Here is a 25,900-nt window from a genome sequence, read left to right on the forward strand (position 1 = left end):
CCGCCGACATTGATTACCCGTGGTAACCTGGCGCGCAGGTCTCAAGCCTGCGCAGTTGGGCCGCCCATTCCGGGTCTGTTTTGCCCATCTGTTCCATGGAGTCGTACATCGATTGGTACTGGCTGGCCGTATGTTCGGCGACATCATGGGACAGTACAACCGGTGTCAGCCCCATGCCAAGGGCTGCCACCTGTGCCTTGCAGGAGCGCTCGAGATTAAGGGCCAGTTTGACGGCCTCCGCGACCGAACGTCCCAACAGCAACGTGCCGTGGTTGCGCAGAAGCATGACCGATTTATCGCCAAGGTCGGCGACGATGCGCGCACGTTCTTCAAGATTAAGGGCAATGCCCTCGTAATCGTGAAAGGCGATCCGGTCATAGAATTGCGCCGACCATTGATTAAGCGGCAAAAGGCCTTCCTTGTTCGATGAAACGGCCACGCCGGCAACGGTGTGGGTGTGCAGCACGCAGACCGCATCATGGCGCGCCATGTGAACGGCGGAATGAATGGTGAAACCCGCCGCATTGACACCCGCACCATGCGGGTCGTCGATCACGGCGCCGGTTTCATCGACAGTGACCAGATTGGCTGCTGTGACCTCGTCAAAGCGCAGACCATAGGGATTGAGCAGGAAACGCTGTTCGCCGCCCGGTCCGGATGGAAGCCGTGCCGAAATATGGGTGTAAATGCTGTCATCCATGCCCTCAAGCGCGATCAGCCGATAGGCCGCCGCGAGGTCACGTCGTATCTCAGATATTTTCTGAGCGCTCATGCCGTCATGCATTAACGCCGCCCCTTTCGTGTTAACTTTTTTGATTGGTTCAAGGCTGCGGGATGATCCCTTCTCAGTCAAGTAAATTGTCGACAATCTACAATTCGTTGCCTAGACTGACCGAAGCCACACATATTTCGTTGGCATCGTTCGCGGGCACATTACATAGAATTCAGACACACCTTTTTCAGGCTTACATATGACAGAAACACAGCCGTCTTCCGGCTTTCAGCAGCTTGATCGCGAGGGGCTCGTACAACGGGTCGCGAAGATTCTGAGCAAAGCGATCATCACGGGAAAGCTCGCACCGGGTGCCCGTTTGTCGGAGTCGGTCGTCGCACGGGAACTGGGCGTAAGCCGGGCCCCTGTGCGCGAAGCGGCCCGCCTGCTTGAAAGCTCCGGACTGGTGACATCCGAGCCAAACCGGGGATTTTTCGTCCGTCAGGTTTCGGCAAAGGCGCTTGATGACCTGTACGGATTACGGTTGGCGATTGAAATCGCCGTGGTCGAACGCCTGGTCGAAAACTGGAGTGAAGAGACCGAACAGGCACTGATTGCGCAAGTGGCCGAACTTCATCGGGTCGCCCATGACGGTGTCGACATGTTTACCCAGGTCGAGGCCGACATGCAGTTTCACCGGCTGCTTTGCACCGGCAGCGGCAACCCGAAATTCCTCAATGTGTTTGAACAGATCGCCATCGAGACCGAATTCAGCATCATGCTGATTGGTCAGCTTTACGATGATCCCAGCCGGATCGCCGAAACCCATGAGCCGATTCTTGAGGCGCTGCAGGCAGGAAATGCCAAGCAGGCGGTTGAGGCAATCCGTTATCACATCGCAGAAGCACAACGCATCGTCACCACCCAATTCCGCTTACTTGAAGAAGGCAAGGCTTCGTCATGAAATGCTTCTACGCCCCCGAGACCGAAACCCATGACCCGGTCTTTCGCCTGACCTATGGCAAGGTGAAACGCAATGCCGAACAGGCCGAACGCGCCCGGCTTTTGCTTGCGGGGCTCAAGGAATTGTCGCTGACAGTCAGTGAACCGCCCGCCGCACCGGTTGAAGCCCTGGAAGCCGTGCATACACCACGGTTTCTGGGTTTCCTCGAAACCGCGTGGGAAGAATGGCAAAAGCAGCCCGATGCCGGGCCGGAAGTGGTGCCCAATGTCTTTCCCCGGGCAGCGACTTCGTCCTATCCGGAGACGATTCTGGCCCGTGCCGGCTGGCATATGGGCGATACATCGGCCCCGATTGGCAAGCATAGCTGGCAGGCCGCACGGCGTGCGGCCGATTGCGCGGTTGCTGCGACGGATGCAGTCCTTGGCGGCGCGCCCCACGCCTATGCGCTGTGTCGGCCCGCAGGCCACCACACCAGCGCCGAGGTTGCAGCTGGTCATTGCCTTTTGAATAATTCCGCCATCGCAGCTGCGCGCCTGCGCGGAAAACATGCCCGCGTCGCCGTACTTGATATCGATGTCCATCATGGCAACGGCACGCAGGATATTTTCTATGACCGACGCGATGTGCTGACGGTTTCGATCCATGCCGACCCCACGAACTACTACCCGTTCTTTACCGGCTTTGCCGATGAGACCGGCCAAGGGGATGGTGAGGGCTATAACCTCAACCTCCCCCTCCCTCGCACCACCACCGACGGGCCATGGCTTGCCGCGATTGACAGTGCGCTTGCGCGTATTGCCGCCTTTGACCCCGGGGCCATCGTGCTTAGCCTTGGGCTGGACACGCACGAAGAAGATCCGCTTATGGGGATGAAGGTTTCGTGGGACGGGCTGCGGCGCGCGGGCGAAAAAATCGCCGCTGCGGGCTATCCGACCGTGATTGTTCAGGAAGGGGGGTATTTGTCGCCCGCCCTTCCGACGTCATTATCATCTTTCCTTTCGGGCTTTTTGGGTGCGAAGATACCCGCCCTTGAGACGACCTGACCTGCTATTGCCACCGATAGCAGGTTTTCCCAAACACCTATGGTGCACCATAATGACCGCCCCTTGACCGGGCATCACCCTCAGAACGGGAGTTTCACATGAACCACCGCCCAAATTCGCTCCACATGTCGGATATCGCCCACTCGATGCATCCCTATACCAATATGCGCCTGCACGAGGAAAAGGGCCCGATGATCATGACCGGGGGCAATGGCGCCCGTGTTACCGACAGCGAAGGCAAGGAATATATCGAAGGTCTTGCCGGTCTTTGGTCGGTTGCCGTCGGGTTTTCGGAAACACGTCTGGCCGATGCCGCCTATGCGCAGCTCAAACGCCTGCCCTATTACCACAGCTTTGCGCACAAGGCACACGAGCCGTCGATCCGACTGGCGGAAAAACTGGCCGAAATGACGCCAGAGGGCCTGAACCGTGTGTTCTTTACCAATTCCGGCTCAGAAGCCAATGACACCGTGGTCAAGATGGCCTGGTTCCTTAATAACGGTCTGGGTCGCCCGGAAAAGAAGAAGTTCCTGTCGCGCACCAAGGCCTATCACGGGATCACGATTGCATCGGGGTCGCTGACCGGCCTTGCGGGCAACCAGAAGGACTTTGACCTGCCCGCCATTCCGGTGACGCATCTGACCTGCCCGCATTACTGGCGCTATGGCGAAGAAGGCGAATCTGAGACCGAATTCACCGCGCGTCTTTTGAAAGAACTTGAAGACACCATCATCGCCGAAGGTCCGGAAACCATCGCAGGCTTCATCGGTGAACCGGTGATGGGTGCCGGTGGTGTGATGACCCCGCCGGAAGGCTACTGGCCGGGTGTGGCGGAGATTTGCCGCAAGTATGACATCCTGCTGGTGTCTGACGAGGTGATTAACGGTTTCGGTCGGACCGGGGAACGCTTTGGCTGCGAGAAATATGGCTTTACGCCAGATATCCTTGTGACGTCCAAACAGCTGACCTCGTCCTACATGCCGCTTGCCGCCATCGTGGTAAATGACAAGGTTTACAACGCGATTGCCGATAACACCGCCAAGCTTGGCAATTTCGGCCATGGCTTTACCGCAACCGGGCATCCGGTGTCCTGTGCGGTTGGGCTTGAGAACCTTAATATCATCGAAGAACGCGACCTGATGGGCAATGCCAAACGTCTGGAGCCGATGTTCCAGGACGGTTTGCGCGCCTTTGCCGATCATGCGCTTGTTGGTGAAGTGCGTGGTGTTGGCCTGATTGCCGGTCTGGAAATGGCTGACAAGAAAACCAAACAGCCGTTTGGCAAACCCGGTGCGGTTGCCGCCAAGGTCGTCGCCATGGCCGCCGAAGAAGGGCTTATTTGCCGCAATGTCTATGACACCGTGGCGCTTTGCCCGCCGCTGATCATCACCGAGGACGATGTGCGCGAAATCCACGCCCGCCTTGGCCGTGCACTGGATCGCGCACTTGAGTGGGCCAAGTCCGAAGGCATGCTTTGATCTGAGAATTGCACCCGGGCCGCGACCACAAGGTCGCGTCGCCCAAACAGAAAGCCGGAGATGGGGTTAACCTCATCTCCGGCTTTTTTGTTTCAGGCAGCAAATTTTGATGATGGCAGAGTGTCGTCGTTATTTGCCGTCGCCAACGACCAGTTTGCGTTTCTTCGAAACATTTCGGTCGGCATGCCAGCTGATGCGGAGCGTCAGACTGCTGCGGTCTTCGTCCTGTGAGGCTGAGACTTTCAGGTTCAAAAGACCTTCGGGCTCCAGAATGATGTCATCCTGATCATCGCTGAGCACGACTTTGCCTTTGCCCACCCCGGTCGTGATGGCCTTGAGGATCGCCTTGATCGAATCGGCGTCTTGCAAGGAATCATGGCTGAACTGTTTTTTGATCTGTTTCATCGGTTCGCCTTTGCGCTTTTATCATCGGACAGGAGGGCCGAACTTAATGCGGTCAGGGTGCGTTTCGGCTCGAACGCCTTGGCATAGGGGAAGTCGGTGCTGATGCCCAGAATATGACCTTCGGGATGGACAATCGTCACAGCCGCGCCGGATCCTTTGAGGCCTTCCTTGTGGCGGGAATGCTGGTCAATGGTGGAGTCACATTCAAAATTGATCAGCCCACGACGCAACATGATGCGTTGGCCATCAAGCAGATTGCGATGGCCGTGAATGATTGCGTGAATGCCGCTGTCATGGATTTTTTGCGCGCCTTCGGGGCTCAGGTGATTGTCGATCGTGCGATGTTTTGTCCGCACGGTATTGGCGATTGATCCGTAATAAAGATCAAACGGTTCGCCAAACAGGGCGTCGCGGAACTGCCGATTAAGGGCCTTGACGCCATCGGCGTGCAAAAGATCTGCCATGGCGTCATCAAAGCCGGCATGGACAAACATGAAAGACCCGACGTGATAGCCAAGGCGCATGCGTTTGAAGAACCAGTGAAACTCGCCGTCCGGCTGCAAGAACAGTTCGCGCCATTTCAGGACTGCCGCATAAACCTGGCGCATCGAAAGCCCGGCTTCTGCACAGGCGGGTTCAAAGCTGACCATTTTCTTTTTGATCCGCTTGAGTTCGACATCGATCTGCTTTTTGGGCAGATGATCGGCGGCAATTTTGGGAAATGCGTCAAACCAGTCCGGGTGAGGGAAAAGACGCCGACGACATTCGTCCTCTTCCGGGATATCGGCAAGCGCCTTGCGCCCGGTCAGGTAGCTGTCGCGAATTTCGACAAGTAGCGGCACAACCTTGGGGCCCAGACGCAGGAAGAAATGATCATTGCGATGATCGACCTTTTCATCAGCGTCACCATTAACCGCCTGCATACCCAACAGATTTCGAACATCATGGTTGCCCGCCAGAATGCGCACCCGTGCATCCAGCTCGATCAGGCGACGCACCGCACGCAGGAGTTTGAGGTTATGCGGCCCCTTGTCAAAGCAGTCACCGCCAATGATGAAGGTCGCCTGTTTGCCGAGGTTGGTCAGGCGGAAATTCATCACCCCCGGTCCGGTACGGCGCACCCCACCCGATGCGACGAGCGACGCCACAAACGCCTTTCGGTCCGCATGCAGATCGGAAAAGAACAGGATCGGACGTTTTGGCCAAGTCCAGAGCTTGCGCTTTGTCAGGCGATCAAGCTCGCTTAACAGCAGTTTGCGATCGCCATTTTCCTCGCCAAAGGACTTGTCCCCGCCATAGGTCCAGTCGCGCGCTTCGCGCGGCAGTTCAGGATAAAGCCAGGACGGCCACGGCCCTTTGTAATGGGGAAGAGGCACGTCGATCTCGGCGTTCTGATGTTTGATTGCTTCTGTCATTGGCTTAGGGCCTAATCCAATACCGGTTCCGCTTTGGCGCGGACCTTCCAATCGCCTGCCACATGATACCACGTGCAATCGGCATGATGTTCGAGCACGACCGGGCGGGCATGATACATGCTAAGGGCGGCGATCTCATCAAACCGCAACACGCCCAAATGATGGGCGGCGTGGCGGAACGATGCGCCGTGACCGACAAAGACCTTGAGGGTGTCGCGCGTTGGAAATTCTTTCATATGTTTGGTCAGATGGGCCGCCACCCGTTCACCCGATTGCATCAGGGATTCGGCACCCTGAAATGGCAGGCGAAAGTGGCTGTCGGATTTCCAGCCTTCGGGAAGCGGATCAAACCTTGGATCGGCGTCGACGATCTGATTGATTTCCGAAATGCTGAGATTCGCCAGCGCGCCGACACTGCGTTCAGCCAGTGCATCATGACAGATGACCGAGAAATCACCCGTGAGCGTGGTCGCGATGATGTCGGCGGTTGCCCATGCACGCAGCATCTGTGAACTGTCGATCACGGGATCAATTTCCGCGCCAAGATCGGTCGCTAGTTTGGCTAGTGTTTTGGCGGCATCATGGGCTTGTTGTTCGCCACACGCGGTCAGGGCAAAGGGCTGATGCGCACTCGGTACGTTTTCCCGTTGATGGTAATCGCCGTGGCGGACAAGGGCAGCAAAATGTCGGGCCATGATTATCGGGCCTCCTTGCCATGGGCGGCAGCAAAATCAAGAATGATCGCCTTAAGCGCATCTTCCTTGATGTGTTGGGCAGCAACTTCGGGTGCAACCCAGCGGCGATGCCGATGGCTTTCTTCCCAGACTGTATCAGAAAGTTCCTCGGTGACCGCCATCGGATAGACCGCAACGTTGCATGTCGCGCCCCACTTTTCATAGGTATAGGTGCCAATGGCTGTTTCATGTACGCGCCCGCGCACACCGGCCTCTTCCTCGGCCTCTTGGGCGGCGGAGTCCTGCGCGCTTAAACCCGGTTCATGAATGCCCTTGGGCACGACCCAGTGGTTTTTCTTGCTTGACGTGATCACAAGGATTTCAAGCACCCCGTCCTTGAACCGGTAGGGTATGACGGCCGACTGGGTGTAATAATAGGCCGGACGGTCGCGCCATTCCCGACCATTGGCGGCTTCGAAGGGGAAGGCCTCTGGCAAGGTTTTTGGTCGGATGTAGTTTGCTACTTTTGCACAATCACCGGATAAATTCCGCCAATCATTTGGCATTTCCAGATGAACAAGTGCTCCGGTTTTCATAACCCCACTATCATCCGTTATCGAAAAGGGTGACGGGGCAAGATAGCGCACAAGATCTTCCAAGCCCGGATTATGTCCGACAATCATGATCCGGTTTGGCGCGCCCGCGAATTTGGCCAGCACACCCAGCAGGGCTTCACAGGAGGCGTTATAAACCCGGTCATCCTCGATGATATCGTGGGCTTGCGTGCCCCCGGCCTTGAGCATTTTTTCCGCCGTAACAAAGGCCCTTTCAGCCGGTGACGACACCGTCACATCGGGCAACAGGGCATGTTCTTGAAGCCATGCCCCAATGCGCTGCGCCTGGCGTTTACCCTTGGTCTTGAGCGGGCGATCCCGATCCGCCATTCCAGGTGGGTCTTTTGCCTTGCCGTGGCGCAGGAGCAGCAATTCACGGGTCATGCCTGCACGCCTTTATTAAGCTGGCCTTTGTCAAAAATCTGCGCAGAACACTGTCGGGCAATCTCGTCAAAATTAACGCGACCGGTCACCTCGAAGATTGGCACACGATCAAAAACAGCGAGATAGGCGTCCTCATCAAGGGCCTGATCACTTTCAAACATGCTGCCATCTGCCCGTTGGTAAAACGGGCCGGGTGATTTCATCACAGCCGCAAGAAGATCGCGCCGTGCAGCAAGATCGACCTGGGTGATTTGCGGCGGTGTATCAGCATCGTGCGACCAGTTCAAAATCAGAAAGCCACATAAGGGCGCGCGGGCGGTGATGCGTTCGGGGCCATAGATCTTTTCGATATCAACATCGTATTTTTCTTCGATGTCCCAAAGCTCAGCCGTTGGCAATGCCGCCAGTTCGGCACGGCGGGCAGGCGAGACGATGGTGTCCAAACGCGGATTATTAAGCGCCGTACCGGGATTGATGCGTGGCAATTTCGGAATGCCTGCCGCCCAAACATCGCCGTCACAGTGACGGACAAAAAGACGATCGTTTGACAGAAAAGCCGTACCGGTTTCATCAAGCATATGAAGCATCAGGGTCGATTTTCCGCCACCGGAAAATCCCGCCAGACCAAGGGCCCGACCGTTGCGCACCAGACCGGCTGCATGGCAGATCGCCCATCCGTCTTGTTGCAGCCAGTTCATGTATTGGGCATTGATGAAATTGATCACCTGATTGTCGTTTTCCAGACACGGCCCGGCGGCGATGACATGATCACGGCTTTGCAGAAAAACCATGCCGGTGCGGACCTTTTTGACGATGCGCCCATCGGCCAAATCGACATAGGCATCCTTGCGCCCGCTTTTTCCGGCTTCGCGCGGCCAATCGATATAGACAACGTCGAGATCGGGCGGCGGGCATTCGAACGCATGAATTTCGATGGTCGCAGTGGGGGTCGGAGTGGGGGTCGGGACCGCGCCCGAAACCACGATATGTTTGAAATAAGCGCGCAGTTTTTCCAGAAGCGGGGCCGAGTTCGAGCAGACCTTAATCGTCATATCGGGCAATGCCTGCAAAAGCCCGTCCGGCTGCAGTGTCATGCCACGGGCCAACTGTGCGGCGACATCTTTGGCGATCATAGAAGTGGTGGTTTTGCTCATGACAGCGCATCCAGAACGTAATCGGCATAAAGGCCAGCGGCATCAATGCCAATGCCTTCCTTGGCACCACGGAAACCGCCGAAGGCGGAGACCTCGAACACGATGGGGCCTTGATCGGTCATCGCGACATCGACGGTGGTGAAGTCCATGTCAAACAGGTCCTGCGCACGGCGCGCCATTTCAACGACATCCGGATCACATTCAAACGGGGCGTATTTCCCGCCGCTATTGATCGTCGTATTCCAGGCATCATCCTTGGCAACGCGTGCATAGGCGCCGTGATATTCACCGCCAAGAAACACAAGGCCAAGATCCTGCCCCGGCAGGTTCAGTTTGCGTTGGATATACATCATCGGGTTTTCCGCCTTAAACGCGGTGACCGCCTTGATGATGTCTGCGTCCGACTGATCGGCATCAATGATTGTCATGCCGCGCGCCTTGGTCGAATAAAGCGGCTTGAAGACAGCAGAGCCAAAGGTTTTGACGGCATCAACGGCGATATCAATATTTTCGGTGGCTTCGGTGTCAGGCATCGGAATGCCGCCATTGCGCAAGGTGACCGTGCAGGACAGGCGGTTGATCAGGCGCAGGATATTTACAGCCGGACTAAAGACCCGCACCCCGGCGGCCTCGACAAGACGCAGCAATTCAAGGCGATCAAGCGCGTGCGGGCTATAGGTTTCGGTGATTTTCTTGACCACCACACCATCAAGTTTGCACAGATCAATACCCGTTGCCGTCACCTTTCCGGTGGCAAGATCAGCCGTCACATCGGCCATATCGATCACAAGCCGGAAACCGGTTCTTTGTTCGAGTGCGTCGGCCAATGCCTCGGTCGACCATTTTCCGGGAATGCCGACAACGGCGATTTTCTTATCAGTCAATGAACAGGTCCTTGATCGGGGCGGTAAAGTCTTGGGCTTTTTGCGGGTCGGAGGAAACGACACGTTCCATCAGATAGCGCGCACGCGCCATCATGTTACGCGATAGCGACGGATCGAGGATGAAGCGTGTCGAGGTGGCAAAGGAACGCGCCAACCCAAGGGCCAGGCGCAACTCAAAGGTATCATCACCTGCCTTTTGCGCGAAACGACGGGCAAAGCCATAAAAATCCGCCGTGATCTGATGCACGCGTTTGCGACGTTCCGCATCGAGCGCCTGCAGGCGATAGCCCGAGACCATGAACACCGATACGTCCTGCAGGAAATCCATATCCGTGGAACGGTGCAGATCGATAAAGCGGATCGCACGCGTGTCGGCGTCATAGATGATGTTATCAAAGTTGAAGTCGCCGTGGATATGAACGGTATAGGGCTTTTTAAGCTTGGCCTCACGTGCCGCACAGGCCTTGATCAGATCCGCAAACGACAGGACAGAATGCCCGCCGATCATGCAGCCATCGTCTTTGAACGCCTTGTGGATATCGTAGACCGCGTCCATGCGCTTTGCCAGTTGGGTCATATAGAGTGCCGGCACCGGTTTTTTGACGTGGGTTTTACGCCATACCGCGCGCAACGTCTTTTTCAACGCCTTGAAAGCCTCGTCGAGCAATGCCGGATCTTCTTGCAGCAGGATCTGTTCAAATGTCAGGCCCGGAAGATGTTCAATCAGAAGGGCGGCCTGATCCTGCTTCTTGTAGAAGGACAGGATCTTTGGCGCCAGACCCGGATAGATCGCATTCCACCGGTCGACCTTCTGACGTTCTTCCTTGAGCTTGCGACGTTTGCCGTCCTTGAACACCGCGATATAGCTGTCATCATCAGCCCCAAGCTCCGCCACCCCGGAAATGGCACTGCCCGACCGGGTCTGGGCAAGCGGTTCGATGGTGATGTCACCGGCCTTGCGGTTGCCGCGCAGGTGCTTGATGGTTGCTGAGAGCGAGCGATAACGATCCGCTGTCAATTGCTGGCCCATATTGGCCGAAATGATTGCATCGCCCATATCCTGAACGATGGTGCCCATCTCTTCGATGCGCTGCGCCATGAAGATCGACACGATCACGACTGCCGGGTCCTTGCGCTTTTTCAGATCCGCGTTGCAGGCGCGAATAAGCTGTTTGTAGTCTTCATCGATCTTGCTTTTGACCTTGATAGCCTTAACAGCGGTTGAGGTATCGGCTTCGTCTATTGCCTGTTCTATCAACTCAAGACCATGTTCTACATGCGCCAGAAGGGCGGCATGCCGACGGCGCTTTCGGCGCGGAACGTCTTCAAGTTTTTCATATTGCCGGACGCAATCGCGGCACAGGCGGGTCAGGCGTTCAAGATCAATGGCGATGGATTCCACCGCGCGCAGCATCAAGGCATCCGGGCTTGATTTCGGCGTTTGCATGGTGGCTGCGATACAACCATCGCGGACCCGCATTTTCAGATTGTCGGCATACCCGCTGCGATCAAGTACCTTTCGTGCCAGCTCAAGCGACCCTTGTTCCAACGCATCACGTAATTCAGCGACCTGTGCGCTGGTTTCGATCCACAAAAAGCGGAAATTGTCGCGTGCCGGAGCGGATAAGGCTGTGGTCATGTGATCTGCCCAAGATAGACAGGATGTTCTTGATGTTCTGGCGCGGCTGCCATCAGTACCGCCCGCAGATCATTCGGGAAAAGCGGCGCATTTGGCAATTTGGCCAATGGCAGCCACACGACATCCTTTTGGTTCTTGTCCGGTGCAGGGCCGTTGGCGGGGACATAGCCATCGGGCACAGAACATGAAAACAGAAACTCTACTGCATGCTTTTTTAACTTCGGATAGGCGCTGCGTGGTTTGAAAAAATCCGCCACATGCACCAGATCACCAACAGAAATCGCCGTGCCAAGCTCTTCTTCGCATTCGCGGATGAGGGCGGCCTGCAATGTTTCGTTTTCCTCCTGTGCGCCACCAGGTAACGCATAACGCGTCCCGTAAGACGGGTTGTGTTTGTGCAGCAGCAAAATCGCACCATCGCGGACGATCACCGCGCGCGCGCAGTTCCGGATTGTCGGCGCCAAGTTTTCCGTCATTGCCGAGATTCTCCACGCAATAGGCCAGACATGAGAAATATCATCCCAACGCCGCCCAAAAAAGGACGGAACCGGCTGTCATATAATTATAACACAGGAAGCCCGAACCGAGGTCCCGCAGCGGCCAGCTTACTACGCGGCAAAACAAAAAGCCGGAGATGGGGGTAACCTCATCTCCGGCTTTTTGATTCTGGCGTTAATTCACAATAAGCCTAATGCTTATAAATATGAGCTTACGACCTGTGATGCGGCTTATATTTCCAGCCAGTCCTTGCGGGAAAATTCCGGATCAGTCTGTATTACTGGTCACCGGGCACGCCGTAGCTTGGTGCGGCTGTCGGATCGATGGCGCGGGTGACGTAATCCTGCAGCTGGGGCTTGTAGAGCTGCCAGATTGAGGCCAGTTCAGCGATCGGGTCCCCTTCGGTCCAATCAACGCGAAGGTCGGCAATCGGCCAACTGACATCGCGCACGAGATAAAGCCCCGCAGAATGCACCGGGCCGGCTTCGCCGCCGCTTTCCTGCCCGGCCTTCATCGCCGCAAGCAGGCGATCACCCAAATCACCCTGCGCAAACTCAAAAGCCGCAACCATCGCAGCAGGCACCGTATCGTTGGCCAGAAGATTACCCGCCGCGGCACAATCCCTGCCCTGGGTCACGGCATTGATGCCAAGGGTTTCAGACCCCGAAAAAACAGCCGATTTTCCCGTACGATCCAGCAGGACAATCTGACGCCAGGGCGCGGTCGCATAATCGCCAAGCAATTTGGCAAGTGCGTCTTCTGCGCCCAGTTCATTTTGCATCAAATCCAGTCCTTTCGGACCAAGGGACGGGTCGGTGATATTTTGAGACGCCACCACACCGACACCGGCCCGCGCATGGGCGCAGCGGGCAGCAACCGCCGGGGATGACGAAGAAATCGCGATACCCATGGTACCGGTTTCAGAACAGCGCGCAGAAATGGAAAAGGTCATTGCAAACTCTTTGGTTCGGTAAAAAAGTTATTCGCTGTCGGGAATGACAGCAATTGCATCAATCTCGACAAGCCATTCCGGGCGCGCCAAAGCCGACACCACAATGCCGGTAGAAACCGGGAAAACACCCTTGAGCCATTTTCCAACCACGCGATAGACGTCTTCACGATATCTTGGATCAATCAGATAGATTGTAATCTTGGTGATATGGTCCAGCTGGCCGCCGGCTTCTTCAACCAGCATTTTGATGTTTGCCATCGCCTTTTCTGCCTGACCTGCCGCGTCACCAATGGCGACACTTTCGGAACTGTCGAGATCCTGACCAATCTGTCCACGCACAAAGATCATGGTGCCTTTGGCGGCGACAACCTGACAGAGGTCATTGTCGATGTTTTGTTCCGGATAGGTGTCTTTGGTATTGAATTTGCGAATACGGGTATGCGCCATGGGGCTGTCTCCTTGTGCCGGTATCATCCCGGCAAGTGTTGGTGGCAGTACTTAGTGTGTCGGGGAAAATGTCATGTATGTTTGCTGCTTGGACATGTGATCGGCCAGATATTTTGCGTCATACCACACCCCCCAGATGAAGGATGATCCACGCCGCGTTTGCCAAGGCAATCCCAGGAAGTAGATACCCGGTTCCCTAGAAATGCCGCGCGTGTGAAGCGGCGCACCGTTTTCGTCAAACGTGTCGAAATTCAACCAACTGTAATCCCGCCCAAAGCCGGTTGCCCAGATGACCGTCGAAATCCCGGCATCCTGCATATCAAGTTCAAGCAACGGATGGGAAATGCATTCGGGGTCTGCACCGATCAAATGCGCCTCGGGTTCTTCTGGCAGATCAAGTCCGTTCTGGGCAACGAAGGCATCGGCTTCCTTCAGCAGGGCAAGATAATTGGCATCCCCGGCCGCGATGTTCTTTGCCAGATCGGGTGCGATTTTCAGTTTCCCGTCAACATAGGCCTCGGTCCGGCCCAAAAGGGTCATCCCCTGGTCGGCCAAAGACCGGAAGTCGACCGTATGGCCACCATTCGCACCACTGACGGCAATCGTAACGTGATCAGCTTCTGGTGTGGCCTCTGCATCCCATTTATTGAGCACGCCAAGCCACCAGACAAAATCGCGGCCACGGTAGCTGCGCGGGGGACGGTCATGCGGACCGACCGATAGATATACCTTGCGCCCGGCATTCATGAGTTCTTCGGCAATCTGCGTCCCGGAAGAACCGGCTCCAACAACAAGCACCGCCCCGTCGGGGAGTTGATCAGGGTTGCGGTAAGCCGACGAATGAATTTGATGAATACCGGTTTGGGCAGGAATAAGATCTGGCGTAATCGGGGTCTGGAAAGCGCCGGTTGCAGCGACGACAAAGCCTGCCTCGTAGACGCCATCAGTGGTTTCGACGCGGAAGCCGAATTTGCCATCCAGCCGCGTTACCGACGTGACTTCGACACCGCAACGGATTGGCGCCTTTATCTGTTTGACATATTCAACAAAATAATCGGCAACCTTTTCCTTGGGAACGAATGCGTTCGGATCACCGGGGAAAGTCAATCCCGGGAAACGGTCATGCCATGCCGGACCGTTGGCAACCAGGGAATCCCATCTTTCCGAACGCCAGCGTTCCGCGATCCGTCCGCGTTCAAGCACAATATGTGACAGGCCGTTGGCACTGAGATGTTCGCTCATGGCGACACCGGCCTGCCCCGCGCCAACGACAACTACGTCTACTTTTTCAATCGCCATTCCAAAGATGCCTTGTCATTAAGAGTTCAATAGTCGATGCCCGCGTTCTGTTTCCCGTGTTAACCAAGCAATCGGGCCAGCATGCTGCGACATGCTTCCATTTGCGCGCGGGCAATGAATTCGTCTGGCTTGTGGCCCTGATCCATGCTTCCGGGGCCGCAGACGGCAACCGGGACATCGAAAGTGTCGCAAAACAGTCCGCCTTCGGTGCCAAAAGCAACTTTCATCGGATCGGCGCCATCAGTCCCACCGACACCAGCAGCCAGTGCCTTAAGCTTTGCCAATTCCGGCGCATCCGATGACGTTTCAAGCCCCGGGTAATCGTTCAAAATGTCGATGGTGATTGCCGCCTGAGGAAATTTGTCACGCAGGTTTGTTTCCTGCCTGCGGGCAGCATCGATCAAACGACCGAGAATTTGGTCAGGATTGTCAGACGCGACGTTGCGGATTTCAAAATCCAGCACACAGTTTTGCGGCACGATATTAAGCGCCGTTCCACCCCGGATCAGTCCAGCATGGAGCGTTGAATAGGGAATGTCATAGGCCGGATCGCGGTGGCCTTCTTTTTCCAGTTCGGATTGCAGATCGCGGATGTCACCCAGAAAATCGGCGGCCATATGAATGGCGTTCAGGCCCTGCGGCGCAAGGGCCGAATGGGTTGGGAAACCGCAGCATGTCGCCTGCCCGGCAACCTTGCCTTTGTGGCCTGTTGCCATTTTCATCGAGGTCGGTTCGCCGACCAGCACCCAGTCCGGTCGCAAGCCGCGCTTTTTGAGATCATCAAGCATCGGGCGCACACCGACACAACCAATTTCCTCGTCATAGGACAATGCCAGATGAACGGGTGCGGAAAGCTGATCCTTTGCGTTGATAAAGGCTTCAAGCGCGCAGGCAACAAACCCCTTCATATCAGCCGTGCCGCGCCCGAATAACAAATCGTTTGTTTCCCGCAGGACAAACGGGTCCGACGTCCAGTCCTGCCCATCGACCGGCACCACATCCGTATGCCCGGACAGAACGAGTCCTCCGGGCCCACCCCCACCGATTGAGGCAAAAAGACTGGCCCGGTCGCCGGACGGGTTTGGATAGAGTGTTGCGTCGATCCCATGTTCTTTGAGCAGATCGAACACCCAGTCGATCAGCATACGATTGCCGCTGCGACTGACAGACGGGAAAGAGACCAGTTTCTCCAGGAAGTTGAACGCGTTTACCATCTGGTTTCTTTGTTCCTTCCTAGAGGCACTTCAAGACATTGGGAGCAAACAATCGGACCAGAGGCGCGACGGCAAACCGGCTCAGATTTTATGGGCCGGATTTCCCGTTTGATGGGCCATAAAATTTGAACTGGTGGCGCATTAGATCACAATTTTTTCCTCTCATGCAATATCTTTTCATCCCAAATAGTTACATGGTCGTCTCTTTTAAGAATCGCTATAAAACTTTGATTTTAATACCGATTTTACAGAGCGTGTGTTGCTCAAAAGGATGCGACACAGCATCAGAAGGAAGAGTTTTGAAAACCAGCAAGAAATGCCTGCACGGACCGGCTTGGCTGTGAAGTCGCTGTACAAATCGCGGAGATAACTCGACGATCAATTACGAACAGAGCAAGTTCACAGCATTCAGCTGAACTTTCTCTGCCCGTTCTAATTTTACGCGTCACGGATTCCAGATTTATGCTGAAAAGTTTTGAAACATAATATTGGAATTCTCTTTTTCCTTAGAAAATCCATAAAATCAAATACTTGCAGAACATCCAGTTTGAGAAAAGGGCTACAAATTTTGAAGATTATGTGTCGAACTTTACTTGTAGTGCAATCTTGTCATGTATCGAACCGGATATCACGCTCCAAGATACTCATCGAGGCTAGCGTTGATTACGGCCTTTCTGAGGAGAACCAAATTCGACATGCTCATTAGCAGCTTGGCTTATGAAGCCAGCTAAGTCATCGATCAGCTCAACATCAATCTTTGACCCAATAGCACACTCCCATACAATTGCAGTGCGCCAACCCAAGTTATGCAATTCCTCTATCGATATTTTATCTCTCTTGGTATTGGCCGCAAATTTCTTAGTCCAGAAATCAGTGTTTGTTGCAGGTGTCGTCGCTTTTTTGCAGTCCGGATGACGATGCCAAAAGCAACCATGCACAAAAATCACTACTCGCCACTTTGGCAGAACTATGTCCGGTGAACCCGGCAACAGACGTACATTGAGCCTGTAGCGATAGCCCATAGCATGCAGTGCTTTTCTCAGCAGAACCTCTGGCTTCGTGTTTCTGCTCCTGATGCCAGACATCATTCTGGAGCGTGTTTTGGAGTCAACTATATCCATGATGTAACGAACTTAGCGCAATCAAATTTATTTTCCACCTGGTTACATTTGGTGAAACCTGGTAAAAGGCTCGACATTATGGGGAGAAACGATGTCCAAAGATTTCGCCATCATTGATTTGTTCGCCGGGCCAGGGGGGTTGGGCGAAGGATTTTCAAGGGCAGGACGCGACAAGGAAACTCCAATGAAGACCCATCTCTCAATCGAGATGGATGACCATGCAATTCAAACGTTACGACTGAGAGCGTTCCTGCGGTCCTTTGACCGATTTCCCCAAGAATATTACGACGCTATCAATAGTGGTCTTAAGCTTCCAGACTGGGCTGAACTCTATCCCAAAAATTGGAAAGTTGCTGCCGAGGAGGTACGTCAACGTGTTTTGGGAAGCGATGGCGTATTCGAGGAACTGGCGACCGAGCTTGATCAAGTACGCGAACGCCATCATGGCGATACTATCTTGATCGGAGGACCTCCATGCCAAGCATATTCCTTGGTTGGAAGATCGAGAAACAGGGGCAAGGCAGGTTACGTTCCCGAGGATGATAATCGGCATTTTCTATATCGCGAGTATGTGCGCATCTTGGACCGGCTTCGCCCTGCGGCCTTTGTGATGGAGAATGTTAAGGGGATGCTCTCGAGCCAAATTAATGGCGGTCGAATTTTCAGCAAAGTCCTAGATGATCTCGAGACGGCGGGGGACGGTTACCGTTTGTTACCGCTCTCAGCTTCCGCCCCACCCGACGGCTCCCGAGCTTCGGCCAAAGACTTTCTGATACGGTCAGAAGACTTCGGAGTTCCCCAAGCCCGCCATCGAGTAATCATTCTCGGAGTTCGGGCGGATCTGGCACAACGCCTGAAGCTTGATGGCCCGCTTCTCGGCAAACCCCAAAAGCAGGTAAACGTCGGCAGCGTAATTGATGGCCTTTCACGTCTCCGAAGCGGGCTTAGCCGCGGCGACACGAAAGAAGCTTGGAAAACAACAGTAGTTGAACAGGCTGTGCGCATTGCCAGAACAGGAAACATTCCAGCAAAAGTGAGGGATATCGCTCAAAGAATTTCTTCTCCCACCAACTTGCCTGAAGCAAGGTCAAGTCGCGAGAAGGCGATTGTTGGCGATATGCCAAAACATCTCCTCAGGTGGTTCGATGATGAACGGCTTGGGGCAACGCTGCATCATGAGACCAGAGGACATATCCCGGACGATATTGGCCGCTACCTTTACTCGTCTGCTTTCTCCAGCGTGCACTCACGCTCTCCGAAACTGGACGAGTTCCCAGAGTTTTTGCTGCCAGCTCATAAAAACCGGGATTCTGGACATTTTTCAGATCGGTTCCGAACCCAAGTGACTGGACGCCCGTCGACCACTGTCACAAGTCACATATCCAAGGATGGTCATTATTTTATCCATCCCGATCCCAGCCAGTGCCGCTCACTCACCGTGAGGGAGGCCGCCCGCTTGCAAACATTCCCTGACAACTATTTATTCTGTGGGCCTCGAACCAAACAATATCATCAAGTGGGCAACGCAGTGCCACCTTACTTGGCGTGGCAAATAGCTAAAGCGGTTTACAAAATCTTGGGATAAAGAAGGCCTAAATGTTGGCTTGGTCAGATGGGGCGAAAGCGATCTCTAACCAATCGCCTCAACCGGGGTGCCTTCTTCAGCCAATCGGTCGATAAGAAGTTTCATCGCATTCCTTTCAGGTCTGGAAAGCGAGATATTTCCAACGGCCAATTTCACCAAGGCACTATCCGATTTGTCGGTAAGAAGATGCTTTTCTTTTGCATTTTTGCGAACGATCTCTGCTTTAGCGACAATCGAAAGCAGTAAGACATCAAGATCAATCTCATTATCTATTTTTTTCGTGTCACGCCCGTCTTTTTTCAGATCTTTTTCTTCATCAAGACTGACCAAAACATGTTCAGGGAGGGCTGTCACATCGAAGTCAGTCTTTGAAACGGCCTCCCAGCAAGCCTGCATTTTGCAGTATTCGCCTACATTTCGCACGTTTGTGGGAGTGCTTCTAATCTTACGAGCCACCTGAGGCGCAAGCGCAGTGATGAACTCTTGAAGCTCATCTGGTACGTCCTGCGACGACCAGATGACATCCCAGTTGAGCGACGCCTGCCCGATGCTACGCACATGATGAGCAAGCCAAGCCATCGTATAAGCCACAGTCTGAGACTTGAAGCCACGATCAAGCTGATACCAATCCGATTGCGCGATCATCTTGTCAGTCCACCTGAACAACAGCGCCATAGAGCACGCATTTTTGAACCAAGTTTCGTTGTAATCGGCCTGATGGGCCTTCCATGACTTCGCCGTTTCGTCGGCGAAGTGCATAAAGCACTTCTGCGCCCCCTTCGAGACAATGTCAGGACGGCAATGGAAGGTGACTAAGTATTTTGCGAGATCCGTTTTGACCATGACTTTAGCCTTGGGAAACTCAACCTGATACTTTCGTCTTTCCGACTGGCTGGCGTAAGCCATACCATCTCTGTACTGGCCACGCGCACGCTCATAGAACCATTTCTCTCCCGAGAGCGCCCCATCCTGAGGCGGAGCTGCAAGAACCCGCGAATAGCGTTCCATCTGCAAATGAAATGGATGATTTGAGAAGAAATCTGCTTCCGAAATACGATTTTGCGTATTCGCATAACGTGAAATAAGCGGAACTACTTTTTCGACGGCACTTTCGGGTACAACCGACAACTTCATTTGAACATGAACTTGGTCTAGTGCTGCCTTTCCCACATCCTTTGCATAAAGGATAGAAGCTGTTGTCTGTCCTCCGTTCACGATCTGAAGGTCACGAATAGCCGATATGGCGAGCTGACCGTCACCCAGTTCCTCGAGCTCCACCTCGGATGCCGTCGCTGTCAAACCGTTATTGTAGGCGAAAAACATCTCAGGTTCTTTACGGATCGTCGCAAGAATTCCCTTGTTCACCTTCGTTCTCGCCTGGAGATAGGTTCTTACATTCTGTTCAAGCAAACGCGCCCCATAGAGCCCATAAACTTCGGCCAGCAGTTCACCCGGAATTGCCAACAGATAGGATTCATAATCAGCCGATGAGCTAGAAGCTCTTAGACAAGGAATTGGACTACCAGATATTTCCTCTAGATTGACCTCGATAGCTTCAGGTGCTGCCCTTGATTTCTGAATGTCAGCATACCTAGCAACGTCAAGCACCGTATAGACGACAGGAATCCCCGCAACACTACCCATCAGCTGTGGAGGCTTCCTGGCAACGAGGCGAGCATTCGACAGTAAAATCACACGTAAACGTCGGATGGTGTGCTGGTTCGAATATATCGGATAGGCAGCTGAAAACGCAGAGCTACTATCTTCTAGCGCATTGATAAAATCAGGTGAGAGAGCATTCTCAAAAAAATTGGTAGCCTGCTTCAATGCAGAATCGATCCGTGACGCCTGGAGTGACTGTAGATCCTTTCCCTCCCGGTAGTCGCAGACTGCCAAATAAAGTGTACCACGGTCCGCATCAAACGCATGGCCATCGACACGATAAGGTCGAGAACCTCCTTCTTTTCTGCAATGTGCGTACTCAAGATCTATTGTGTCGCCGTTCTCGCTCGCGGCTTCGGCGTATATTGCAAAAAACGCTTCTTCCTGAAACAATCCACTTGCTTCTGCCTCAAGCATTACATCTTCGCGTAGATCCTGAAATGCCGTCTCGAGATCATCCACCTATCAACTCCTCCAAAGTCGAGCGCAGATCTACAAGGTAAGGCTGACAGTCAGATACTCGAATCCTGTAACGTACCTGTTCCACTCCGTGCCTAAGTTCCGCCCGTTCTATCCGCGGAAAATTATCCCTGATTTTATAGAGGGCCCTGTCCACCAGCATCCAGACTTCGTCATCGTATTCTTCATGTGGTTCATACCCTGCTTCCAGCAGCCCGATAGCAAGAAGATCAGACGCTGCGCCTCCAGCAGCTTCCCCAAGCTTAATCAGTTCCTTCGCAATAGAATTGAGAGTGCAGGCATTGGATGCACTGCTTGGCACTGGGGAAATACCTTGATTGCAAAGAAATATTTGACCCTGCACAGGATCCAACTGATCCTCAGATGAAATCGAAATCATGCGATCTGCAGTTACTACTTGAGTTTTTACCTCAAAAATCGCTGAGGAAATTACAAAGTCCTGCTCGTGCCCCTCATGCCCTGTCCAAGCGAGAAGTGCGGCTCCAAGTCCCATCCTCGGAACGAGTTCGTCTCTAAGAAAAAGAAGCTCACCAACCAGTCCAATTCTTTCACTTCGCGAAAGGCGTTTATCGTAACGCTGCTTTAGCATTTCTTGCCAACGGTGCAACTCTTGCAGAGTTCGAGTAAGAGCCTCACGAGAGTTAGAACTCAACATTGATTGGGTAGCGAGCATAACTCCTCTGCACATAAGGGAGAAATTTTGAGCGTCATTATCATCATGAAGGGTAACAACAAGACGTGTCCGATGGTTGGACCAAGTTTCGAGTTCGATGGACATGCCAACCACCCTCGGCAACACAGGTTTGGCACCATTTTGCAGATCCGTATCGAGAAGAAAGAGGTATTTACCTCGGCTATCTCGAGCAATGCTATATTCAAGAGAATGGCTACTATCCGCTAGGCTTACGTTCAATGTCCCTGGTTCTGGTGCAGGTCCAAGGGCTTTCCAACGCTCAAACATCCTGCACACCTGCAATAGCCTCTGCGTCATCATCTTCTTCGGTCTGGATTTGCTCCTTCAGTTGCGCAAGATAGACCGCATTTACTTGGTATGTATGTTCCTTAGCCGGCTTACTGGTCTCTGGCATGCAAAATGAAAGTGTAACGGCACGGTCGCCAACACGAAGTTTGTCATCTGAATGCTTTTTATCTTCATCGCTATCTCGCTTCGCCAACGAAGGCGCGAAATAATGTACAATGAGCATTGGCTTCTGGCGAACACTGCATGCTGCACGTTCTCTTTTGTACTCGTCAGCGCCCACCCTTCTTTCAGCTTCTTTTATTTGATCCGCATCCAGTCCAATCCATGCATCTCCTGGATCAGCAACGCGGCTTCTGGCACCGTAAATTCTGTAGCAGCCGTCCGATACGGTGCCTTGCTTTCTTCTCCTGTAACGAACTGTCTCGCCGACAAAGACCTCTTCGTCTCCAATTCTCAACATTGGAAGCACGACGTCCCAGTCGGACATCTCGTCTGATATCCGATCCTTGATATAATCTTGCAACAGGGAAGAGTTCGAAATCTTGGCTAGATCGATGTGAGGTCCAAATTCAAAATTCGCTATGAGATCTAAAACATCTTTTCCGTTTGCCTCCCAAGAGATATGAGCGATCTCTCCTTTTTCAGGCATTTTTAGCTGCTTAGTTGGGCTCAGTAATTCAAGAAACTCTGAAACTATTGAAAGATTCTGGGCTGCTTTCTCACTATCATTGGGCAACGAGTGACCTTCGACATGACGAGCCGAGTAGTCTTGGGCAATCGTCAACTCCTGGGCAGTTCGCATCTTGTTAGCTGCGGTCACACGGATTGCTAAGTCACTTTGGCGCACCTTGAGGCCAAAATCTGCCGGGGTGCGGTTTGAGGCCGTCATCCGAACCACCTCTCTCCGAAGCTCCTCCGTCGCCTCATCAACATACTTGTAATGTTCTAAGGAACTCTTCGGAAGATAAAGTCGGCAGATATGTTCGTAGTCAGGGCGATAGCCGAACCAGCGGGCCATTTGCATCAACGTGTCACTTGCTGCAACATTTCTAAGAAGATACGAAACTGTCAGTCCTTCCAACGTTAACCCGCGGGACAAGGCAAGACCGCCTATTGCAATCACATGCAGCCCATGCTCCTTGTTAAACGAATAATCGAGGGTCCCACCTCTCATGTTGATGGTACGAACTCTAATACTTTGAATCCCCTCGTTAAGGCACCCTAGTATGTTCGTCCACGAATAGCCCGAGTTCGAATACTCCTTGTTAAAGCTCTCCTGCAGCTGGGCTATAGTAGTGTCGCGAATTTTTTTGGGTTCAAGTGCTCCGTATATAGAAACAGCATCCTTTAGCTCGGACAAATATTCATGGACGTGCCCAAGAATCTGCTCTTGTATTGCGTTGAAACGGCTGACGTTTATCATCATTGAGCAGCTGGATTCACCCTTTCTCCGAAAAACTTGTATTGCGCGCGTCAAACAAAACACTCGGATGGCATGCTTTAAGCTCTCTGGAAGATCAGTAATCGTATCTCCACTCTTGTGATTCAACTTCAAAAGCGGATCATAATCGTCAACGGTCCTAACCATCTCGGAACGCAAGTCGCCGCTATCCCTAAATACACGGTGGGAACCTATGTAGTTTGATGGCGGCTCGAGTGCCTTTATGAAATTTCCCGGAAACAGGTCGTCGTTCTCCATTTTCTCGGAGGTTTCCGGATCAATAAAAATGTTTGCAAACGGAGTAGCCGTATACCCAACATAAGCAGATCTAGGGAAACGAGCCAAAATCTTCCTTATATGTCCATTGATCGCCGTGGTGTTTTTTGGCTCATTAGCTGTATTGATTGATGCATTATCAGCTTCGTCATCAATAAGAAGTAACGGCAGATCGAACCCTCCGGTATCCTCTTGCCTTCCCAGCCATTTATTGAGGCTGACGAGTACTGCATTATTCTTCTTAGTCACGAAAATTATCGGCTCTGCATGACTAGTCAAATCAAAGTAAATTCCTTCATTACTATCTTTGAAATCGGAATCCCTTGTCGTAGCGAAAGAAGGCACTCGTCGCTCGGCAGCATACTTCTGAATGGGCAGTGATTGTTGAGCAGCCTCATTTCTAAGAGACACTCTACCGATAAATGTCTCGTCAAGACGCTCCTGTGTTTGCGTGCGCAGAGAATTAGTAATACCAGCAAGAAGGATAATTACACGATATCCAGCATCTGCCGCCTTGCAGATCAGGGCTGAATAATTCGTTGTTTTTCCCATCTGCACGTTGCCCATAACCATGCCACGGACCGCCTGATACGACGGGTCTAGTGGGTCACCACAGAGATCCAAAATCTCATCGGTTTCAGAATCTAGCGTCGCGACGACCTTTGAGGGCAACTTTCCGGTTGTCCGATAGTACTTTCTGAGACGGTTCCAATAATAAAGGTTGAGTTCTGACTTTTTTCCTGAGAGCCATGGTCTATGCCCCTTTGAAATCACTGCGCCACGCTGTTGTGTCACCCGAAAATTCGCTTTAAGCTCCCGGGCGATCGAGGCCAACTCATCAGGACCAAGATGCGTGAACGGACCTTCACGAACGATTTCTTCGATTTTACCTTCTGGCAAGCCGGCACCGGTGGCGAAAATATCCGAAAATTCCGCTTCTATATGAATACGGAAATACGCAAGCTCTTTATCGTACATTCTTCCACCATCCTTTCGACTTCAAATGCTCTTCGACAACAGATGCTTGGCCCGCCCAAGGCTCTGTCACCTGCAGCAATTCCCACAGCTTCTGGAATGATCCCTCTGAGCGCGCCAATAGAGATGGCAAAGCTGTTTCAAGGCGTTCGACAAAAGCGTCTCGATCCAGAGCGCTCTGGTTCATCATCTCAGGACGCACGGCAAAGTCTTCGCCAATGCTGATTGCCGGAAAGCAGTCCTCAATAACCCCCAATGCAGCGGTGAAAGATTGGGCGACTTCAGCATTCTCATGCTCAAGTAACTGCACAATAAGGGGATGCACGCGATTAAGGTAATATCGAACTTCACCGTTACGGACATACTTTGCCCATACGGGAGTTTTACCGTCGGTCGGCTTAATCCGACCTCCGCGCGATTGAAACACTTTCCCAGACTGGCCTTTGAGGCCCTTTACTATTTCTTTCAGCCGTGAACGCAAACCAGATGGTAGCTGGGCTTCAGACTTATCCACCGTTATCTTCCAGATTGCGTCAAGGCTGTTGGGGATGTTCACGGCTATCCGGACCAACTGAGATAATTCACCATGACGCACCAACCGGAACCAAGTGCCATGCATTATCAAACGATGCTGCCGATAGATGTAGAAACCTTGGTTTCTTACGAAACCTTCCTCGCCGCCTAACCTCTCATGATCATGTGACGAAATTTTCGAGAAGTGCGGAAGGATGAAGGCCTGAACATTGAACGCCTTACCTTCCAATGCGAGATGCTCGACCGGACCTTCCTGTGTAGCCAAATGATCGCGCAAGAACGGATCGACAGGAGAGAGCAGCCCACCATTGAACGAAATCTTTAGCTTTCTGAGCCCGAACTCCCCTGCAATATAGCGGTGAAAAGTAAGTGCTAACTCCGACTTGGCGTGTGCAACTATCTCGTTGAAACCCTTGCTGCTAACCCTTCCGAACTCGGAAAGTCTGTCGCACTTGGTCCATATAACTTCAGTCCCATCACGTTCAAGAAGCTTGCTATTCGCGATTTTTTCAATTTCACAGGGCTCTAGTATCGCCATTTTCCAATCTGCAAGATCATCGAGATCCCAGCTTGCACCAGAAAGAAGCCCTTCCTTTCTCGTCAGAACAGTCAAATACCTGCATTGGGAAAATGACGCGGACTTCATACCCCAACCAAAGCGCCCCAAGTCATCGTCAGCGCGCTCTTCATCGGGATTTGCACTTGCAGGTCGCATGGCATCACAAAGCTCCGCTTCGCTCATACCATGGCCATCGTCTAGAATTCGGACCTCCGGTTCGCCATCGCTACGGACACAGAGTATCTCGATAGAGCGCGCCTTGGCCTTGATGCTATTATCCAGCAAGTCAGCAATTGCACTTGGCAAGTCGTAGTTTCCAAAGCTTCGCGCTGAAGTCATAAGCGCAGCCGCATCCGGTGGATTATTTGTGTACTTCACCAAGCGTCGACACCCTACCCAGAACATCTCCCTCTAATATAGTGATCATCTTTTTTTTCTAACGTAAATGGTTATTGTCAAAAATTTTTCTTCAATCGACCATCGCTCATGAATAGGCATTAATTGTTCGA

22 protein-coding genes are annotated in these 25,900 nt (G+C 53.0%); 4 read left to right on the forward strand and 18 right to left on the reverse strand.

All coding sequences use genetic code 11. The features are described from left to right. Positions 1-13: 13 nt before the first annotated feature. A complete protein-coding gene (locus HED22_RS04315; RefSeq protein ID WP_167719495.1) occupies positions 14-772 on the reverse strand; it encodes a class II aldolase/adducin family protein in 759 nt (252 codons plus the stop codon). A gap of 199 nt (positions 773-971) precedes the next feature. Here HED22_RS04315 and HED22_RS04320 point away from each other — a divergent pair, with 199 nt between their 5' ends. The 3 genes from HED22_RS04320 to HED22_RS04330 all read left to right on the forward strand — a co-directional run bounded on the left by HED22_RS04320 (position 972) and on the right by HED22_RS04330 (position 4,197). Further along, positions 972-1,676: a GntR family transcriptional regulator gene (locus HED22_RS04320; RefSeq protein ID WP_167719498.1), complete on the forward strand. Its 705-nt coding sequence runs from the start codon at positions 972-974 to the stop codon at positions 1,674-1,676. Further along, positions 1,673-2,719 (forward strand): histone deacetylase family protein, encoded by a 1,047-nt coding sequence (locus HED22_RS04325; RefSeq protein ID WP_167719501.1) that lies wholly within the window; start codon positions 1,673-1,675, stop codon positions 2,717-2,719. The genes HED22_RS04320 and HED22_RS04325 overlap by 4 nt, the downstream gene beginning before the upstream one ends. 98 nt (positions 2,720-2,817) lie before the next feature. Beyond that, on the forward strand, positions 2,818-4,197 hold the full coding sequence (locus tag HED22_RS04330) for an aspartate aminotransferase family protein (protein ID WP_167719504.1): 1,380 nt from the start codon (positions 2,818-2,820) through the stop codon (positions 4,195-4,197). 129 nt (positions 4,198-4,326) lie between these two features. Here the strand turns inward: HED22_RS04330 and HED22_RS04335 are convergent, their stop codons facing one another. The 13 genes from HED22_RS04335 to HED22_RS04395 all read right to left on the reverse strand — a co-directional run bounded on the left by HED22_RS04335 (position 4,327) and on the right by HED22_RS04395 (position 16,897). Further along, positions 4,327-4,602: an amphi-Trp domain-containing protein gene (locus tag HED22_RS04335; RefSeq protein WP_167719507.1), complete on the reverse strand. Its 276-nt coding sequence runs from the start codon at positions 4,600-4,602 to the stop codon at positions 4,327-4,329. Next, a complete protein-coding gene (locus HED22_RS04340) occupies positions 4,599-6,017 on the reverse strand; it encodes a metallophosphoesterase (protein WP_167719509.1) in 1,419 nt (472 codons plus the stop codon). The genes HED22_RS04335 and HED22_RS04340 overlap by 4 nt, the downstream gene beginning before the upstream one ends. An 11-nt stretch (positions 6,018-6,028) precedes the next feature. Continuing rightward, entirely contained in the window at positions 6,029-6,712 is a 684-nt protein-coding gene (locus HED22_RS04345) for a histidine phosphatase family protein (RefSeq protein WP_167719512.1), read from the reverse strand. A gap of 2 nt (positions 6,713-6,714) precedes the next feature. After that, positions 6,715-7,689: a histidine phosphatase family protein gene (locus HED22_RS04350; protein ID WP_167719515.1), complete on the reverse strand. Its 975-nt coding sequence runs from the start codon at positions 7,687-7,689 to the stop codon at positions 6,715-6,717. Next, a complete protein-coding gene (locus tag HED22_RS04355; RefSeq protein ID WP_167719518.1) occupies positions 7,686-8,843 on the reverse strand; it encodes an HprK-related kinase B in 1,158 nt (385 codons plus the stop codon). The genes HED22_RS04350 and HED22_RS04355 overlap by 4 nt, the downstream gene beginning before the upstream one ends. After that, positions 8,840-9,727, reverse strand: coding sequence for a GAK system ATP-grasp enzyme (locus HED22_RS04360; protein WP_167719521.1), 888 nt, complete (start codon positions 9,725-9,727; stop codon positions 8,840-8,842). Before HED22_RS04360 ends, HED22_RS04355 begins: the two co-directional genes overlap by 4 nt. After that, positions 9,720-11,366, reverse strand: a complete 1,647-nt coding sequence (locus HED22_RS04365; protein ID WP_167719524.1) for a PhoU domain-containing protein — start codon at positions 11,364-11,366, stop codon at positions 9,720-9,722. The genes HED22_RS04360 and HED22_RS04365 overlap by 8 nt, the downstream gene beginning before the upstream one ends. Beyond that, a complete protein-coding gene (locus HED22_RS04370) occupies positions 11,363-11,842 on the reverse strand; it encodes an NUDIX domain-containing protein (protein ID WP_167719528.1) in 480 nt (159 codons plus the stop codon). Before HED22_RS04370 ends, HED22_RS04365 begins: the two co-directional genes overlap by 4 nt. A gap of 299 nt (positions 11,843-12,141) precedes the next feature. After that, a complete protein-coding gene (locus tag HED22_RS04375) occupies positions 12,142-12,816 on the reverse strand; it encodes a DUF1028 domain-containing protein (RefSeq protein ID WP_167719531.1) in 675 nt (224 codons plus the stop codon). Between the two features lie 27 nt (positions 12,817-12,843). Then, positions 12,844-13,263 (reverse strand): RidA family protein, encoded by a 420-nt coding sequence (locus HED22_RS04380; protein ID WP_167719534.1) that lies wholly within the window; start codon positions 13,261-13,263, stop codon positions 12,844-12,846. Positions 13,264-13,314: 51 nt separating this feature from the next. After that, positions 13,315-14,562 (reverse strand): NAD(P)/FAD-dependent oxidoreductase, encoded by a 1,248-nt coding sequence (locus HED22_RS04385; RefSeq protein ID WP_167719537.1) that lies wholly within the window; start codon positions 14,560-14,562, stop codon positions 13,315-13,317. A gap of 59 nt (positions 14,563-14,621) precedes the next feature. Next, positions 14,622-15,776 carry an acetylornithine deacetylase gene (gene argE, locus HED22_RS04390; RefSeq protein WP_167719540.1) on the reverse strand — a complete coding sequence of 385 codons (1,155 nt, stop codon included), beginning with the start codon at positions 15,774-15,776 and terminating at the stop codon, positions 14,622-14,624. Between the two features lie 653 nt (positions 15,777-16,429). Next, positions 16,430-16,897: a very short patch repair endonuclease gene (locus HED22_RS04395; protein ID WP_167719543.1), complete on the reverse strand. Its 468-nt coding sequence runs from the start codon at positions 16,895-16,897 to the stop codon at positions 16,430-16,432. Between the two features lie 91 nt (positions 16,898-16,988). Between HED22_RS04395 and HED22_RS04400 the strand changes: the two genes are divergently transcribed. Continuing rightward, entirely contained in the window at positions 16,989-18,482 is a 1,494-nt protein-coding gene (locus HED22_RS04400; protein ID WP_167719546.1) for a DNA cytosine methyltransferase, read from the forward strand. 45 nt (positions 18,483-18,527) lie between these two features. Here HED22_RS04400 and HED22_RS04405 read toward each other — a convergent pair whose 3' ends face one another. The 4 genes from HED22_RS04405 to HED22_RS04420 are packed head-to-tail and all read right to left on the reverse strand — an operon-like array spanning position 18,528 to position 25,769. Continuing rightward, positions 18,528-20,606, reverse strand: a complete 2,079-nt coding sequence (locus HED22_RS04405) for an AIPR family protein (RefSeq protein ID WP_167719550.1) — start codon at positions 20,604-20,606, stop codon at positions 18,528-18,530. Beyond that, positions 20,599-21,585: a PD-(D/E)XK motif protein gene (locus HED22_RS04410; protein ID WP_167719553.1), complete on the reverse strand. Its 987-nt coding sequence runs from the start codon at positions 21,583-21,585 to the stop codon at positions 20,599-20,601. The genes HED22_RS04405 and HED22_RS04410 overlap by 8 nt, the downstream gene beginning before the upstream one ends. Further along, entirely contained in the window at positions 21,578-24,301 is a 2,724-nt protein-coding gene (locus tag HED22_RS04415) for a Z1 domain-containing protein (protein WP_167719557.1), read from the reverse strand. Before HED22_RS04415 ends, HED22_RS04410 begins: the two co-directional genes overlap by 8 nt. Beyond that, positions 24,291-25,769 (reverse strand): ATP-binding protein, encoded by a 1,479-nt coding sequence (locus HED22_RS04420; protein WP_167719560.1) that lies wholly within the window; start codon positions 25,767-25,769, stop codon positions 24,291-24,293. Before HED22_RS04420 ends, HED22_RS04415 begins: the two co-directional genes overlap by 11 nt. Positions 25,770-25,900 lie beyond the last annotated feature (131 nt).

It is taken from the genome of Thalassospira sp. HF15, assembly GCF_011806525.1.
Lineage (GTDB): Bacteria > Pseudomonadota > Alphaproteobacteria > Rhodospirillales > Thalassospiraceae > Thalassospira.